The sequence below is a fragment of the Methylophaga sp. genome, assembly GCF_009711715.1.
Taxonomy (GTDB): Bacteria; Pseudomonadota; Gammaproteobacteria; order Nitrosococcales; family Methylophagaceae; genus Methylophaga.
This window is the reverse complement of sequence record NZ_VENF01000008.1, coordinates 1-13,812: the sequence shown is the minus strand read 5'-3', so window position 1 is coordinate 13,812 and position 13,812 is coordinate 1. Positions and strand designations below refer to the sequence as shown.

11 protein-coding genes are annotated in these 13,812 nt (G+C 45.9%); 6 read left to right on the top strand and 5 right to left on the bottom strand.

Annotation, left to right across the window (positions count from 1 at the left end; all coding sequences use genetic code 11):
- The first annotated feature begins 363 nt into the window (after positions 1-363).
- From FH755_RS06105 to FH755_RS06090, 4 genes are all read left to right on the top strand, one after another.
- Entirely contained in the window at positions 364-984 is a 621-nt protein-coding gene (locus tag FH755_RS06105) for a response regulator (RefSeq protein WP_292439647.1), read from the top strand.
- Positions 985-1,273: 289 nt separating this feature from the next.
- Entirely contained in the window at positions 1,274-2,059 is a 786-nt protein-coding gene (locus FH755_RS06100) for a PhnD/SsuA/transferrin family substrate-binding protein (RefSeq protein ID WP_292439645.1), read from the top strand.
- Positions 2,060-2,068: 9 nt separating this feature from the next.
- Positions 2,069-3,820 carry an ATP-binding protein gene (locus FH755_RS06095; protein WP_292439643.1) on the top strand — a complete coding sequence of 584 codons (1,752 nt, stop codon included), beginning with the start codon at positions 2,069-2,071 and terminating at the stop codon, positions 3,818-3,820.
- Positions 3,813-4,196: a response regulator gene (locus FH755_RS06090; protein ID WP_292439641.1), complete on the top strand. Its 384-nt coding sequence runs from the start codon at positions 3,813-3,815 to the stop codon at positions 4,194-4,196. The genes FH755_RS06095 and FH755_RS06090 overlap by 8 nt, the downstream gene beginning before the upstream one ends.
- 306 nt (positions 4,197-4,502) lie before the next feature.
- On the opposite strand, the gene FH755_RS06085 is transcribed toward FH755_RS06090, so the two are convergent.
- Together FH755_RS06085 and FH755_RS06080 are read right to left on the bottom strand one after the other, a co-directional pair.
- The gene (locus FH755_RS06085) at positions 4,503-5,360 is read right to left on the bottom strand and encodes a tyrosine-type recombinase/integrase (protein ID WP_292439639.1); all 858 of its coding nucleotides are present in this window, start codon (positions 5,358-5,360) and stop codon (positions 4,503-4,505) included.
- Positions 5,361-5,960: 600 nt separating this feature from the next.
- Positions 5,961-6,935 (bottom strand): calcium/sodium antiporter, encoded by a 975-nt coding sequence (locus FH755_RS06080; RefSeq protein WP_292439637.1) that lies wholly within the window; start codon positions 6,933-6,935, stop codon positions 5,961-5,963.
- A 354-nt stretch (positions 6,936-7,289) separates the two neighbouring features.
- Here FH755_RS06080 and FH755_RS06075 point away from each other — a divergent pair, with 354 nt between their 5' ends.
- Positions 7,290-8,027 (top strand): VTT domain-containing protein, encoded by a 738-nt coding sequence (locus FH755_RS06075; protein ID WP_292439635.1) that lies wholly within the window; start codon positions 7,290-7,292, stop codon positions 8,025-8,027.
- Positions 8,028-8,045: 18 nt separating this feature from the next.
- On the opposite strand, the gene FH755_RS06070 is transcribed toward FH755_RS06075, so the two are convergent.
- The 3 genes from FH755_RS06070 to FH755_RS06060 all read right to left on the bottom strand — a co-directional run bounded on the left by FH755_RS06070 (position 8,046) and on the right by FH755_RS06060 (position 12,759).
- The gene (locus tag FH755_RS06070) at positions 8,046-10,265 is read right to left on the bottom strand and encodes a glycosyltransferase (protein ID WP_292439633.1); all 2,220 of its coding nucleotides are present in this window, start codon (positions 10,263-10,265) and stop codon (positions 8,046-8,048) included.
- 171 nt (positions 10,266-10,436) lie between these two features.
- Positions 10,437-12,437, bottom strand: coding sequence for an LTA synthase family protein (locus FH755_RS06065; RefSeq protein WP_292439631.1), 2,001 nt, complete (start codon positions 12,435-12,437; stop codon positions 10,437-10,439).
- Positions 12,438-12,441: 4 nt separating this feature from the next.
- Entirely contained in the window at positions 12,442-12,759 is a 318-nt protein-coding gene (locus tag FH755_RS06060) for a diacylglycerol kinase (RefSeq protein ID WP_292439710.1), read from the bottom strand.
- A gap of 348 nt (positions 12,760-13,107) precedes the next feature.
- Here FH755_RS06060 and FH755_RS06055 point away from each other — a divergent pair, with 348 nt between their 5' ends.
- Positions 13,108-13,560 carry a plastocyanin/azurin family copper-binding protein gene (locus FH755_RS06055; RefSeq protein WP_292439628.1) on the top strand — a complete coding sequence of 151 codons (453 nt, stop codon included), beginning with the start codon at positions 13,108-13,110 and terminating at the stop codon, positions 13,558-13,560.
- Positions 13,561-13,812 lie beyond the last annotated feature (252 nt).

The window sequence follows — 13,812 nt, the reverse complement described above, 5'->3', positions numbered from 1 at the left end:
GTTATCAATCTGTTTATCAGGCTGAGTGTGATTAACCGGATTTGCTTGGATGAAATCAGCTTGATATGACTTCCCTCAAGAAGTGCGACAGCAGGATTGTTGCAGTAGACGATATCACCGAAGTGATTAAAAACGATGGCAGCCAAATCATCGTCATAATTGTTCAGCATTCACATTCTTCTGACGGAGTGACCTGTATGCATATGGTATCTCGTGACATTGATCTGTGAACTGGCTCGGGCTTATTCAGAAAAAACAGAAAATAATTTGTTTGCGGGCGTATAATTCTTATTCTTTTTAAAGCATTGGGCTGGCAAGTTATATAAAATGTTGCGAGCAAGATTTTAAGGTAGACATTAAATTATGGAAGAGCAACTCTACACCACAACCAAAGTCGCCAAGATTTTCGGTGTCACACCGAGAACCATACAGATGTGGGCAGACAGTGGCATGATTAAAGTGACTAAAACACTGGGTGGACATCGTCGCATCACCGCACAGGAAGTGGACAGACTGGCTCGTGAACTTGGCAAAGGCAGGCCTGATAAAGCGTCTCTGGAAGCAGCTGATTCAGCAGCCAAAGCGGAAAGGGCTACAGGTGATGCCGTCAGAGTGATGATAGTTGACGACGATAAAGACCTGCTCAAACTGTACCAGATGCAGATTGAAAGCTGGCAAACCCCTAAAACAGAAGTTTTCCTGGCCCATGATGGCTACGATGCCTTGCTGCAAATCGGCTCCAAGAAACCTGACATTATTATCACTGATCTGCGTATGCCACGTATGGACGGTGGCCACATGATCAAAATCATCCAGCAAAATCCGGATATGGATCACTGTCAGATCGTTGTTGTGACAGGCCTTAACAAGGAGGAAATTCACCAGAATTATGAACTGCCGGATAACGTCCTTGTTGAAGAAAAACCGATTCCTTTTGCCCGGATCCAACGTCTGGTTAAGGAGCATGTGAACATTGAGGTCTGATGAAATCTGAGACTTTATTCACTAATTTCCGTTTTTAAACCGTTGTAATCTTGTCATATTTCTACTTTTAAAGCAGAATCTAGACCTGTAGCTGATTCCCAGATGGAACCAGCTTCCTGATAGCGTCAAGATCAGCAAATGCTTTGAAGGAAAGGAATATGGATATTTCTTTTTCAATCAGCTGTGACAGCCCCGGAGTGGATTCAGGCACCGGGTGGGTATCAATTATAAGCATCGTATCAGAGAGTTATTTTGATGATTCGAGTATGTGCTGATTGAAGAGGGATTAATGAATAGATCGTTACATTTTTTTCTGGTGCTGGGGCTGATAGCCCTGTTTGTGCCGGCGCTCTCGGCCACCGCGGCACCATTAAAAATCGGCATATCCCCTAATGGTGAGAACAGCATCTCGCTGGCGGAATTCTGGATCCCTTTCCTGGAAGAGCTTGAGACAAAAAGCGGTATTGCACTTCGATTCGCCACTGCACCGGATTTACTCGAGTTCAACCAGCGCCTGACTGCCGGTGAATATGATCTGGTAATCACTGATCAGTATCTTTTTACCATTTTCAGGAAGAAACATCAGCTTTCCTACCTGGCCGAGCTGACAACCAGCCAGGGAAGTAATGAAATGGCATTGGTCACCGGACCGGGCATAGCGGGGATTGCCGAACTGGAAGGGGGCCTGCTGGCGGTCAAACAGGATGAAAAAGCAGTCAACGTGAAAGCGCTGGATCAGTTTCTCTCTGCCAGTGGTGTCACTGCTTTGAGAGACAATCTGCTGTCCTATGACAAAATCCTCCAGTCCATCTCAGAAAAGCTGCATGTGGCTGGCTTGGTCCCGGTCACTGAGCTTGACCAGAACGATGAGCAGTTCAGCATACTCTGGCGCACCAGCAACAAGCATAGCTACATAATCACATACCCTCAGGCCACTTCCAGGCAAGTACGGGACAGGCTGACCGAGGCGCTCGACTCAATGATGACAGATAGCCAAAAAACTGAGCAGGCTTCACAGGTAGAGGTGAAATCAGTCAGGGACATTGTCAGGACGGGCGAAAAAACCTCGGAATAGGAGGAGGGGATGAAGCAAAGAGTGACAGGATCTTTCCGCCTCAAGACGCTGGGTCTCACCTTCCTGCTTTTTATGGTCTTTCTCCTGGTGGTGTACTTCACCAGCCAGAAGATCCTCGTCAGCTCGCTCAGCAAACAGTTTCTGGTACAGACTGAAAGTCTCACGGAGCTGATTAGAACCACCCTCAAGCCAAACGTATTGTCGGAGAACCTGCCGGCAGTTAACGATGGCGCATCCTCGATCCTCGCTATGGAACAAGTTGATTATATTCAGGTTTATTCATACGACAAACCGCTGATCGAGCTGCGTAGCGCTGATTATCCCGAGCGTGTATTCAGGGCTGACAGCAACCTGATGAATGCCCGGGATGGTTTTTTTGATGTTGTTTATCCGTTCGAGGTCGAGGGCACAACCGTAGGTAAAGCGCTGCTGAGTTTTTCGATTAATGAGGAACGGGCATTGTTGCTGGAGGCCAGTCGTAAGCTTGCCACCGCGGCCATTGTAATGACCCTCATCGCATTGCTTGTTACCTGGATCCTGGCAGGCAGGATCGCCCGGCGAATTCAGTTACTGGAGCATGCATCGAACCGGTTCGCCGCCGGTGACGACGACTTTGTTCTGCCGTTGGAAGGCAATGATGAAATTGCTTCTACCGGCAGAGCATTTGAACACATGATGTGGCAGATCCGGGAAAAATATGAAGCGATAAACCTGAGTCCGGATGGGATTTTGCTGGTCTCATCAAACAAACGGATTACCTACACTAATCCGGCATTGATTAGCATTCTGGGCGCAGGCGCCAAAAACCTGTGTGGTAAGCCAGTCAGAGAGTTCGAAGCGCTATTAGTGAGTATGCTGGACAAACGTGTGCACGCCGATGTTAAGTGGCTGGATAGCCTGATTGATCTGTCTGATTTTCGTGTCCACACACCGGAATTCAAAATTCTTCGTTGCATCCGTAAACAAGTTGAAAGCCCTGATCGGCAGACATTTTCGGAAGTCTATTACCTGCGTGATATCACCCATGAAAGTGAAGTTGATCGAATGAAGAGTGAATTTCTGACCACAGCAGCACATGAACTGAGGACCCCACTGGCAAGTGTGATGGGGTTCAGTGAATTACTGATAATGAATGAATACGATCAGGAAAAAACCCGGTTTGTTGCAGAAACCATCAATCGGCAGTCACAAAATCTTAAACACCTTGTTGATGACTTGCTGGACATTGCCAGGATTGAAGCCCGCAGTGATGGTGTGCTGAAGCTGGAAAAGGGATCAGCAGCCACGGTGGTAAGCGAATGCTGTGAACTCATTGCCGGCGGAGATAAACAGTGTCAGCTCATCTATCAACCTGATGAAACTCCCTGGGCACCTATCTGGTTTGATGCAAATAAGCTCAAACAGGCGTTGATGAATATTCTCAGCAATGCTTACAAATACTCTCAGGAGGGAGGTATTGTGATCGTCGATACGGTGCTGCAGCAAGACCAGGAGGATGGGGCTGACTGGTTCGGTATCCGGGTCACTGATCAAGGAATTGGTATGAATGAAGAACAACTCGCACATGTCGGTGAAAAGTTCTACCGTGCAGACAACGCAGGGGCAATACCGGGAACCGGACTGGGTATGGCACTGACCAGTGAGATTATCTCGCTGCATAATGGTCATATGGAGATTACCAGTCAGTTAGGGCAGGGCACTCAAGTGACGTTGTGGATCCCCACGGCGGACAGCAAGGTGGAGCTGAAAGCACATGGCTGAAAAACAAAAATTATTGATCGTCGATGATCATGACACGCTGCGTGAACTATTAAAAATGACACTGGAGTTCAGCGACTTCGAGTTGTTTGAGGCGACGGATGCCAATGAAGCCTTGTCGATGGTGGCGGAAATTGAACCGGATGTAATAATTCTGGACATTATGATGCCGGGGGAAATGGATGGTGTGGATGTATGCCGTCGACTTAAAGCTAACCCTAAAACGGCGCATATCAAAATTATCTTACTCAGCGCCAAAGGCCAGGCAGAAGATATCAGGGTCGGTGGTGAAGCTGGTGCAGATGCTTATTTCGTCAAGCCCTTCAGTCCCATGAGCCTGCTGGAATCAATCAAAGTCGAGCGTTATCGAGACTCATAAAGAGTGCTACGTAGACCAGCAAGGAATTTGGTACCGAGGGTGGGAATCGAACACACACTCACACACGATAGCAACTTACTATTTGTTCAAGTTATTGATATTAAACAAAATTCCTAACTGTCCAAATTTTTAAATAAATACTCTTTGTAGCAGTTTTTGTAGCAGTCAATGTAGCACAATGACGATTATCGCGGTCCATCTTTTTTCAAGTTGATGTCGTTTCGGTTTGTTTATTAATGATGTTTGTGCCGCTAGTGCTGATGATTACCAGCGGTATAAAGCAAAGGCTTTTATTGCCTACTTGCCTCAGATTGAAAGACTTGAAGCTGAGGCCTTTTGAGTAAGGTTATAAGAAGGAACGGGAAGGACTCTGCCGGTTCCCAGTCGCCGGTCACCGTATTTGTCGATCGAATTAATACCTTGATGGCCCATAATCAATGCAATAGCTTCACGAGACATTCCTGAAGCCTTAAGCTCGCTTCCCATCTGATGGCGGTATGAATACAGGGTGATGTTGTATCGTTTTTTTGGCCAGAGTTTACTGGTCGCTGTTTGAAGTCGTCTCTGAATACGATGCATACCTTTCACATGATCTTTCGTCATCGAGTCCAACTCTTGGTGCAAGAGGGCGATAGAATGACGAAGAAGATCATATGACTTTTGGTTGAGTGAAATGGTCCGGTCCAAACCTCGCTTGCCATCGGCGGTTTTTTTGGCGCTGGGTATAAACACCGTACAGTTGTCATGAAGGCGAATGTAGGGCATTTCTGCAGGCCTACACCCAACCAGCCAGGCAATTTGAAGTGCACCAAGCATGGAGGCATCACAGCGAGCTCTGAAGTGCTTCATCAGATGTATGTGTTCATCAAATGACACAGACTTGATGCGCTTTTGCTTTGGTTTTATGTCTTTGCTATTACCTGTATTTTTTTTGGTTAATGGATTTTCGAGGTTACCAATGATATTTGCCGCCTCTTTTTTACCAGCGAGGAATAAGGCATGTTTAATAGCACAGCGGAGACGACGCCAATATGCCGGGCGGTAATGAGAGGCGAGTTCAATCAGAGCTGACTTGATATTATCAATGCCAAGATCCCCCTGAATTTTGGTTGCCAAAAAGTGTTTAGCTAGCTTCTGATATTCAAGTGATGTCTTCGGCGTCATGGTCAGCAACCACTGAAATTAAGTTGCCTTCAGCATAGTGAAAAGCTGGCTTGAGCCATGTTATTCAGCTCACAATTATTGAGGCTGGCTGTGAATAGGGAGCTGATATTTGACAGAAAGCGGCAAGCCAAGGCTCACTTTGAAACAAATATCAAGATGCCAAGAAAAGTATGGCTGACTACAGGGCTTAAAACTGAAAATTCCCATTTTCAGGTCTAAGCCCTACATACTTACCCATTCGATAACTGACGCTTTTGCTCTCACCTAATGGGCAAGTATGTCTCTTTGAATTTTAAGTCAGCAACTTTTAATAGGCATCTTGTAAAGTACATCATTGTCTTTCTGGCTTATTAAATTAAGTTGGCTTGAAGCCATAATAAGAATCCGTTCAACTGTATCAGAGATACGATTTCAATATCCCAAACACACTTTCCAATTCATTATCAGGAGACGGATTAGGGTAGGCAGATAGATACTGCTTGATGGGTATTAACCGATGTCTATGAGTCGACTTTATATAAAGTGGATAGTTATCAATAATGACATGTCATTCAATCAAACCATAGCCATAAAGAAGTGTCGGTGTACTGAGCATGATGGTCATGAAGTGAGCACGCTAGTAATTAACCAGGCATTGTAGGCTGCAAATAGAAGCAGCAATATTCCACCTTCAACACGATTAATGCGGCCTTGTTGACGGAAACCAAAAGCAATAAAGAATAGGACAAAGGTCAATCCCATCATAACTGGCCAGTCTCGAGTCATGATCTCCGATGTAAGTTGCTGAATGGGGCTGATAACACCCGCAATCCCCACAACCGCGAGTAGATTAAACATGTTGGAACCGACTACATTACCTATCGCTATGTCATGTTCACCTTTGCGTGCAGCAATCACCGAAGCGGCAAGTTCGGGGAGTGAAGTCCCAAGTGCAACAATTGTCAGACCAATGATTAGATCACTGACCCCAAGCGCTTGGGCGGTAGTGACGGCACCCCACACCAGCAGACGAGAGCTGCCGATTAGAAGCAACAAACCTATCACCAGCCAGAACATAGCCTTAGCGAGTGACATTTGATAGGCTGCCAACTCCTGCTCTGTTTCCTGCTCGAGTGCGTCACCATGGCCTCGAATAGCGGAAAAGATGGACCACCCTATGAGGGCAAAAAAACCAATCAGCAATAAAATGGCTTCAGGGCGACTAAAACTACCGTTCCAGAATACAGCGCCAGCCAACAATCCAATCACTATCAACAAGGGCAGTTCACGACGAACTATTTTAGAGTGCACAGCCAGTGGCGTAAGCAGTGCGGTGAAACCGAGCACTAGTCCAGTATTAACGATATTTGAACCAATACCATTGCCTAACGCTAAATCCGGATTACCATCAAGGGCTGCCATTGCGGATACCACCATTTCCGGTGCCGAAGTACCAAAACCGACAATCACCATGCCAATTAACAAGGGAGGCATTCCGGCATGGTTCGCAGTAGCAGCGGCACCTTCCACAAAGCGGTCTGCACTCCAAACCAGCAACATAAAACCGCCCAGAATGGCGAGCAGAGCAAGCGTCATAGTTTCTCCTTATTTAATAAATAAAAAATAAATTACGGTAGCCCAGACGGATGCCCTATAGGACACAAGGCCACATGCCGAAAAGATTTAGCCATTTCAGAGAGAAATGAATGGCAGCCAGGGCCATAATAATGAGCGGAAGTTGAAATGGGTAGAAATTCAGTGATGCCCTGGATGAGTCCCAACAAGATAGTATGTAAAATAGTCACAAATTTCGTCTTGCCTATCTTTAGAAAAGGGGAGTTGTTAGCCAAATGTATGGGCAGTACATTTGACGCGGACAGTACAATACCAGATTTGGACTATAGGCGTCGCAGATCAAAGCGAACCTTAATCTTTTGATGCTGGTACTAAGTGGCTGCCTCAAAAGGCTTTTTCAGTAAAAAAACATCCTCACTCTATAAATTTAAAGAATCGATGCCACAATCTATTAAACGTAGCCTCCTGATTTTTATTGCACTGCTTGTTATGACATTGCTTTGGCGGTATTTGATTGATGCGGGCTATATTAGTAATGCCTCAGTTCTGAAGCTGGCAAAAGGCGCACAACAGTTCGAGTATTCCCTGTGGGGATTGTTAATTATCTGTTTGCTCTACACTGTGCTACTTGCAGTGATGTTTCCCCTCACGTTACTAGTTGTGACTACGGGCATGCTGTTCCAGACTGAATGGGCGATATTTTGTGCTTTACTGGGCTCGCTGATGTCTTCAGCGGCAAGTTATGTTTTGGGACATTGTGTAGGGCGTGAAAGCATAGAAAAACACGGTGGTGCGGTTGTGCGTCGTGCAGAAAGCTTTATTCAAAACAATAGTTTCAAAAGTATGGTGATTATTAACTTGCTTCCTATTGCGCCTTTTACCATGACCAATATGCTGGCAGGTGCATTCAAGCTTGATTTCAGGCGCTATATGGTGGGATCTTCTATTGGCTTGTTGCCTGGGCTGGTTGTTGTCATAGCATTTGGCGGTCAGTTAGGCAGGTTGCTGGTTTCTGACCAGAATATTTCATGGTCTGCTTTTTTTGTCGCCATTCTACTGATTGCTTTATTTTTCGGCTTCCTGCTCTGGCTGACGAAACGTCTGGGGCGTTAACTTTATAGAAGCATTACATTATTTGTCTTGCTGGTAATAGCTTACCATGACTTCACTGTAAAAATGATCCATGTTCTCGGCAAACACTGCTGTGTCATGCTGCCTAGCAAATTCCAGTGCGTGCTCAGAGAATGTGGCACGCATATTCTCATCTTTAATCAGCAACTCGAGTTTAGCGGTCCATTTTTCAATATTATCCAATGTTTTGAAACCGGTTCGTCCGTCCACGATCACATCATCTATACCACTGGAACGGATAGCAACCACGGGCAAGCCGGCAGACATCGCTTCTAGGACCACCATACCCTGGGTTTCGGACTTGGAGGCAAAAACAAAGATGTCTGCCATTTGATAATAGGCGGGAATATCTTCTGGTGTCACGGCACCAACCAGTTGGATGGTGTTATGCATAGCCAGGTTCGCAATCCGGTTTTCCAGATACTGACGGTCATCACCCTCACCGGCAATCAGCAGGCGTATCTTGCTATGGGTATCTGATTCCAGACTGGCTATAGCATCAATCAGAAATTTTATATTCTTCTCTCTGCCAAGACGGGAGACAGTGATTAGGACCAGTTCATTATCAATTCCAAGCTTTTGTTTGAGTGCCAAAGGCTTTAATTTGTGAGGGACATTAAAACGCTCAAAATCAACTCCAGTAGGCTGCACACAAATCCGGCTTTTCACACCAATCAAACGCAGATACTCTTCAGTGGAGTAAGTAGGCACGACGACGCCATCACATTTATTGCAAAATCGTCGAACAACCAGATGAGAAATAACATTACGGAATAGTGCCCCGGGCAGCGGCACATAATGGGCATACATTTCCAAACGGGTGTGGTAGGTGTAAATAATCGGCTTATGATGTCTTCTTGCCAGCCATAAGCCGACCGAGCCCAGCCAGAATGGGTGGTGCACGTGGATGAGATCAGCGGCGAAACGTTGAAAATTTTTCCTGATAGATGTCTGAAATGGATTAGTGAGTCTGAACTCACCCTTGTTACCGAAGGCAAACAGGGTTTTTACCCTGGTACAGTTTGATTCGGACTCTTTCTCCTCGGCATAGTCAGGCGCAAAAATATGGACTTGGTTTCCACGGTCACGCAGGCCGCGAGCCAGTCGTTCAATTGAAATAGTGACGCCTGAAATAAAAGGGAAATAATTATTCGTAAAGAAAGCAATCTGCTTGGGTTTATTTCGGTACTGCGTGTCATCAATGGTGAAGTGGGTATAAAAGTCACGCTCCTCATAGATAATTTCGCGTAGTTTAAGGCCGACTAATATCAATAGACTGACCACGACGAGAAACCGTGAAAAACTGACATAAAAAAAGGTGTAGATAGCTGACCATATACTGCTCAGCGTTCTATGGAGAGAGGATTGGCTGATGCTGGGGCGTACAGGCGCAATATTGATTTCGCCAGCCGAAACATCAACCATGGTGTAATGATGAAAGCTGTTTTCGTCATCAACAATGACACCGCCAGCGCCTCCGGTCGTGACATAACGAACGCCATCAATTGTCTGTTCGGCATAAAGAGCCAGATTGGCAGAGAAGACCACATCAACCTGATGTTTCTCAAATAGCGTGTGTAATTGCTCGCCTATCTCGACATTGTTGAAATAATTATCCTTGGTAAATGCCGAGGTGTTTTCCAGTTGTGGGTGGACCGGCAGGCCAAGAAAGACAAACCGATTCCGTGCCTGGGAATGGCTTAATTCCTGGTCCAGCCAGTCAAGTTGCCACTGGTAGGGGGTATTACCTGTGTTATCAAGAAAAATGAAATGGCTGTCGGCAGCATTGAAGGAAAAAAATGGCGGGCCGAAGTGCTCAAAGAAACGAAAATCGCCAAAATCACTATCTTCATTCTCCCCATAAGTGAGCAGCCAGGGCATTTGCAAACCAGCCAGCATTTTGATTAAGGAGCGATAGTTCTCTTCGGCACCGTCGCTGACGGCATTACCTGCAGAAATCAGAAACGCTGCTTCTGACTGGTTCAGTTCGGGAATAAACTGTTTCTGGAAAATGCTTGTGGAATTATTGATATTGCCAGCGACAATAAATTGAAATGCATTTTTTCCTTCGAGACGTGCCTGAATGTCAGCAATCTGTGACAGATGCAGTGAAGCATATTTTGTGTCTGAGAGGTTCAGGTAGATCTGATAGCCAACCAGCAAGATAATCAAGGCCGCGTTGAGGTAATAAACAATTTTCAACTTGGTTTTACGAAACATCTGCTGACCTTGGTTCAGAAGTGGGGGGAGGGTTGAAATGGATTAGAGCCAGCAAGTTTAACAGCCAGGCATGCGAGTGCAGCAAAAACAGCAAAGCAAAATCCGTCACCATGGCCCACAACTGTCATTGGAGAATGGGCGCAGACTTGGAAACTAGACTCCAGGATAGCGTTATTCTAGTGCAGGAGTCTCAGTTTGCTTCTTGTGCAGCGGGTGTCCCAAAGGCATATCATAGCGTTGTTCCCGGTATAACCATGAGGGTAACAGCACATGCGCGAGGGCCTCATGGGCGTCCTCGTCATCGGCAGGCCCGGTGATTTCCAATTGTCGAACTTCGGGAGAGTAATGCCCAGCAAGCGCCTCTTTTTGCGGACGGAGCACAGTGACTTTTTCTCCTTGTAGCAGCGCAAAATAATCCGCGAACTGCATCAGCGCTCTGCCTTGAGATTGTTGTTCTTCAGGACGACTCAAGTCACGACCAATCATCGGTGTTTCTGCACTGATTCCCATTAAAGATAATAATGTCGGTGCCATATCGATTTGACTGGCGACGGTTTTAATCCGTTTTGGCTGAATATCTGCACCCATAATAAGCCCCGGAATTTGGAATCGTTCGATGGGCACAAGGGCATCACCGTATACATTCAGATCATGGTCAGCGATAACAAGGAACAGGGTATTGTCCCAATAGTCACTCTGCCTGGCTTTTTTGAAAAATTGGCCCAGTGCATAATCCGCATACTTGACGGCATTCAGATCGGTTTGTTTTTCCGGTACATGAAGATCGATACGGCCATCAGGAAACTCGTAAGGTGAGTGATTGCTGGAAGTAAATACCAAACCAAAGTAAGGTTCTTCAGATTGCTCGGCCTGCTGAATTCTCTCATGGGCTTTATTGAATAAATCTTCATCTGACACGCCCCAGCTTCCTTCAAAAACCGGGTTTTCATAGTCATCCTGATCGATGACAGACTGGAAACCGTTACCGATAAAGAAGTTAGCCATATTATCGAAGTGCGATTCGCCGCCATAGATAAACTCAGTTTGGTAGCCTTTTTGACTCAGCAAATCAGCGATGGTGAAAAAGTTCTGCTGTGATAGTGACAGCTTGACAACACTTCTGGCTGGGGTGGGTAAGAATCCGCTGATGGTGGCTTCAATGCCCCTCACAGAGCGGGTGCCGGTCGCATAAAGTTGCTCAAACCACCAACCCTGCTTTTTCAGTTTTTCAAGCTCAGGGGTCACCGCATATTCACCGCCCAATGAATCGACAAAAGTTGCCCCCAGGCTTTCTTCAAGAATAATGACCAGATTAAGCGGTTTGTCCCGTTCAACCGGTGCAGGCCGCTTGTTAAGCGTGGGGAAGGGCGCATCGGGATTGCTATTGAGCCAGGGATAGTTTTCATCCATCTCTTTCATGATGGCATCATCGGTCATCGTGCCATAGACCTCACTGGCCTCGGCCTCGTGCTGCATGTTGTAAATGGCAAAATACACTGACCAGCTGGAGTTAATCACCAGACTGTTGACCATGGCGTCAGAAGTAATCGCAAACATGGCGGGATTTGCCGGACGGTGGCCGAATGTTGATCGGATCATGACAACCAGAAGCAGCACAAGCAGCGGCCAGGCGAGCCAGACTTTCCAGAAAGGCCAGTTAAGCTGTTCATTCGCCTGCCAGCGGCGAAGCACTTTGTTTGCCAGCCAGCCGGCGAAAATGGTGAGTGAGACCCCCAGAATCAGCGGTATTCTGAACCCTTCCCACAATGTCGAGAACACCTCTTTCGGATAATTGAGGTATTCGACGAAGAGACGATTGGGCCGCAGATCGTATTGCATAATAAAGGCTGGCGTCGCCGATTCCATGAACACCAGCAACACAACAATCACGATACCCCAGAGCCAGACCAGTTTCTGCCACAGCGGCCAGCCAATTTTATTGACCAGGATAGGCATCACCAAGGCCAATGGGGCGATGAGCATGCCCATGATGATGAGATCGGCTCTGATGCCCTGAACAAACATATCCCACAGGCTGATAGCTTCGCTAACGCGATCCCACTGCCAGGCAACCAATGCCCAGCGCGACAGGGAAAGGACTACTAACCCCGTCAGTAGAATTTTGAGAAGAATTGCATAAGGCCCGAGAAGAGACAGAATATTACGTTTCATATTTTCAATTAATCAGTTTTGGCAAGATTAGTGACGCCCATACAGCGATAGCAAACATTAAAGTAATTAGAACAGCCAGAGAGCCGTAGTCCTTGGCTCGTCCTGCCAGGGGATGCATCTCGATGCTGACGCGGTCCAGGGTGCATTCGATAGCGGAGTTGACCAGTTCCACCACCATAACTGCCAGCACGCTACCAATCAGGGCGAGCCGTTCAGTGACAGTGAAATCAAGCAAAAAAACGATGGGTATGACTGCAGCAAATAACAAAAATTCCTGCCGAAATGCCGCTTCATATCGAAGGCCAGCCATAAGCCCCTTCATGGAGTAATAAAAAGCAAAAATGAGTCGTCGTATACCAGTATGTTTGTGGGGGAAGGTTTTTATTGATGTTTTCATTTCTTAAGTTTAGTTGATTTGTTTGGCGCCGTTTTGAACTGCAATAAACGCTGAATAATCTTTGATGGATAGCGATAAGCAAAATTAACTGATCATCATAAGAGATCGTTATTAAATAAAAATTAAAAAATCTGATTGGTTTGATTCAGAGGCATTTAATCAAACTGAATTTTCCACCCATTTAGGATGCTTTAGTTATTTTTTTGCCTTATGAGTTCATGTTACGGTGACTTTGGGAATGACTTATGACTTAGATCCAAGAGGAGGCTTAATATGTTTGAAACATCAAAAGCGATTCACTTTGTTAAAAATAGCGTGTTCACTTTTTTCCTCGCCTTGATGTTGCCTGTGACTGCGCAGTCTGCTGAGGCAGAAACACACACTGTGAAGGCCCAAGGACTTAAGTTCATGCCTTTGGTGGTCACTATCGACAATGGGGATACTGTTTCCTGGCGGAATATGCCTACTCACAACACAAAATCACTTGAAGGTCTGATTCCTGAGGGAGCGGAGCACTGGGAGTCGGAAATTGGTAAAAATTATGATCGCACTTTTACGCAAGACGGAATTTACTTATACAAATGTGTTCCACACTGGGGTGCCGGTATGGGTGGTGTGATCATTGTGGGTGAACCAGTCAACCTTGAACAAATCAAAAATGCTGATGCCAAAGGTGCTGCCGGAAGGCTTGCTAGAAAAGCAATCAAAGCAGCTGAAAATCGTTGAGCGGTCACGCAAGTAACGAAGCTCAAAAGCTCGGTTTTGTCTGAGCACCATCCCTGATGGTGCTCAGCTTTTTATTTTGTGAGAGCTTAATTAATTGCAATCTGGGTCATATGAAGTTGTCAGAAGCCATTTTTATTGACGTATAAATGAAATTCAGAACGCGACGTCTATTTAAACAATGAATTGAAAACCAGTGTATTTGTACACAACTTAAACAGGCAGGTAAAAGTCCAAAATTTGTATTCATGGTTG

What these genes read in the sequence shown, in the direction of transcription:
- FH755_RS06105 (WP_292439647.1), top strand. Translation starts at nt 364, where the DNA reads ATGGAAGAGCAACTCTACACCACAACCAAAGTCGCCAAGATTTTCGGT.
- FH755_RS06100 (WP_292439645.1), top strand. Translation starts at nt 1,274, where the DNA reads ATGAATAGATCGTTACATTTTTTTCTGGTGCTGGGGCTGATAGCCCTG.
- FH755_RS06095 (WP_292439643.1), top strand. Translation starts at nt 2,069, where the DNA reads ATGAAGCAAAGAGTGACAGGATCTTTCCGCCTCAAGACGCTGGGTCTC.
- FH755_RS06090 (WP_292439641.1), top strand. Translation starts at nt 3,813, where the DNA reads ATGGCTGAAAAACAAAAATTATTGATCGTCGATGATCATGACACGCTG.
- FH755_RS06085 (WP_292439639.1), bottom strand. Translation starts at nt 5,360, where the DNA reads ATGACGCCGAAGACATCACTTGAATATCAGAAGCTAGCTAAACACTTT.
- FH755_RS06080 (WP_292439637.1), bottom strand. Translation starts at nt 6,935, where the DNA reads ATGACGCTTGCTCTGCTCGCCATTCTGGGCGGTTTTATGTTGCTGGTT.
- FH755_RS06070 (WP_292439633.1), bottom strand. Translation starts at nt 10,265, where the DNA reads ATGTTTCGTAAAACCAAGTTGAAAATTGTTTATTACCTCAACGCGGCC.
- FH755_RS06065 (WP_292439631.1), bottom strand. Translation starts at nt 12,437, where the DNA reads ATGAAACGTAATATTCTGTCTCTTCTCGGGCCTTATGCAATTCTTCTC.
- FH755_RS06060 (WP_292439710.1), bottom strand. Translation starts at nt 12,759, where the DNA reads ATGAAGGGGCTTATGGCTGGCCTTCGATATGAAGCGGCATTTCGGCAG.
- FH755_RS06055 (WP_292439628.1), top strand. Translation starts at nt 13,108, where the DNA reads ATGTTTGAAACATCAAAAGCGATTCACTTTGTTAAAAATAGCGTGTTC.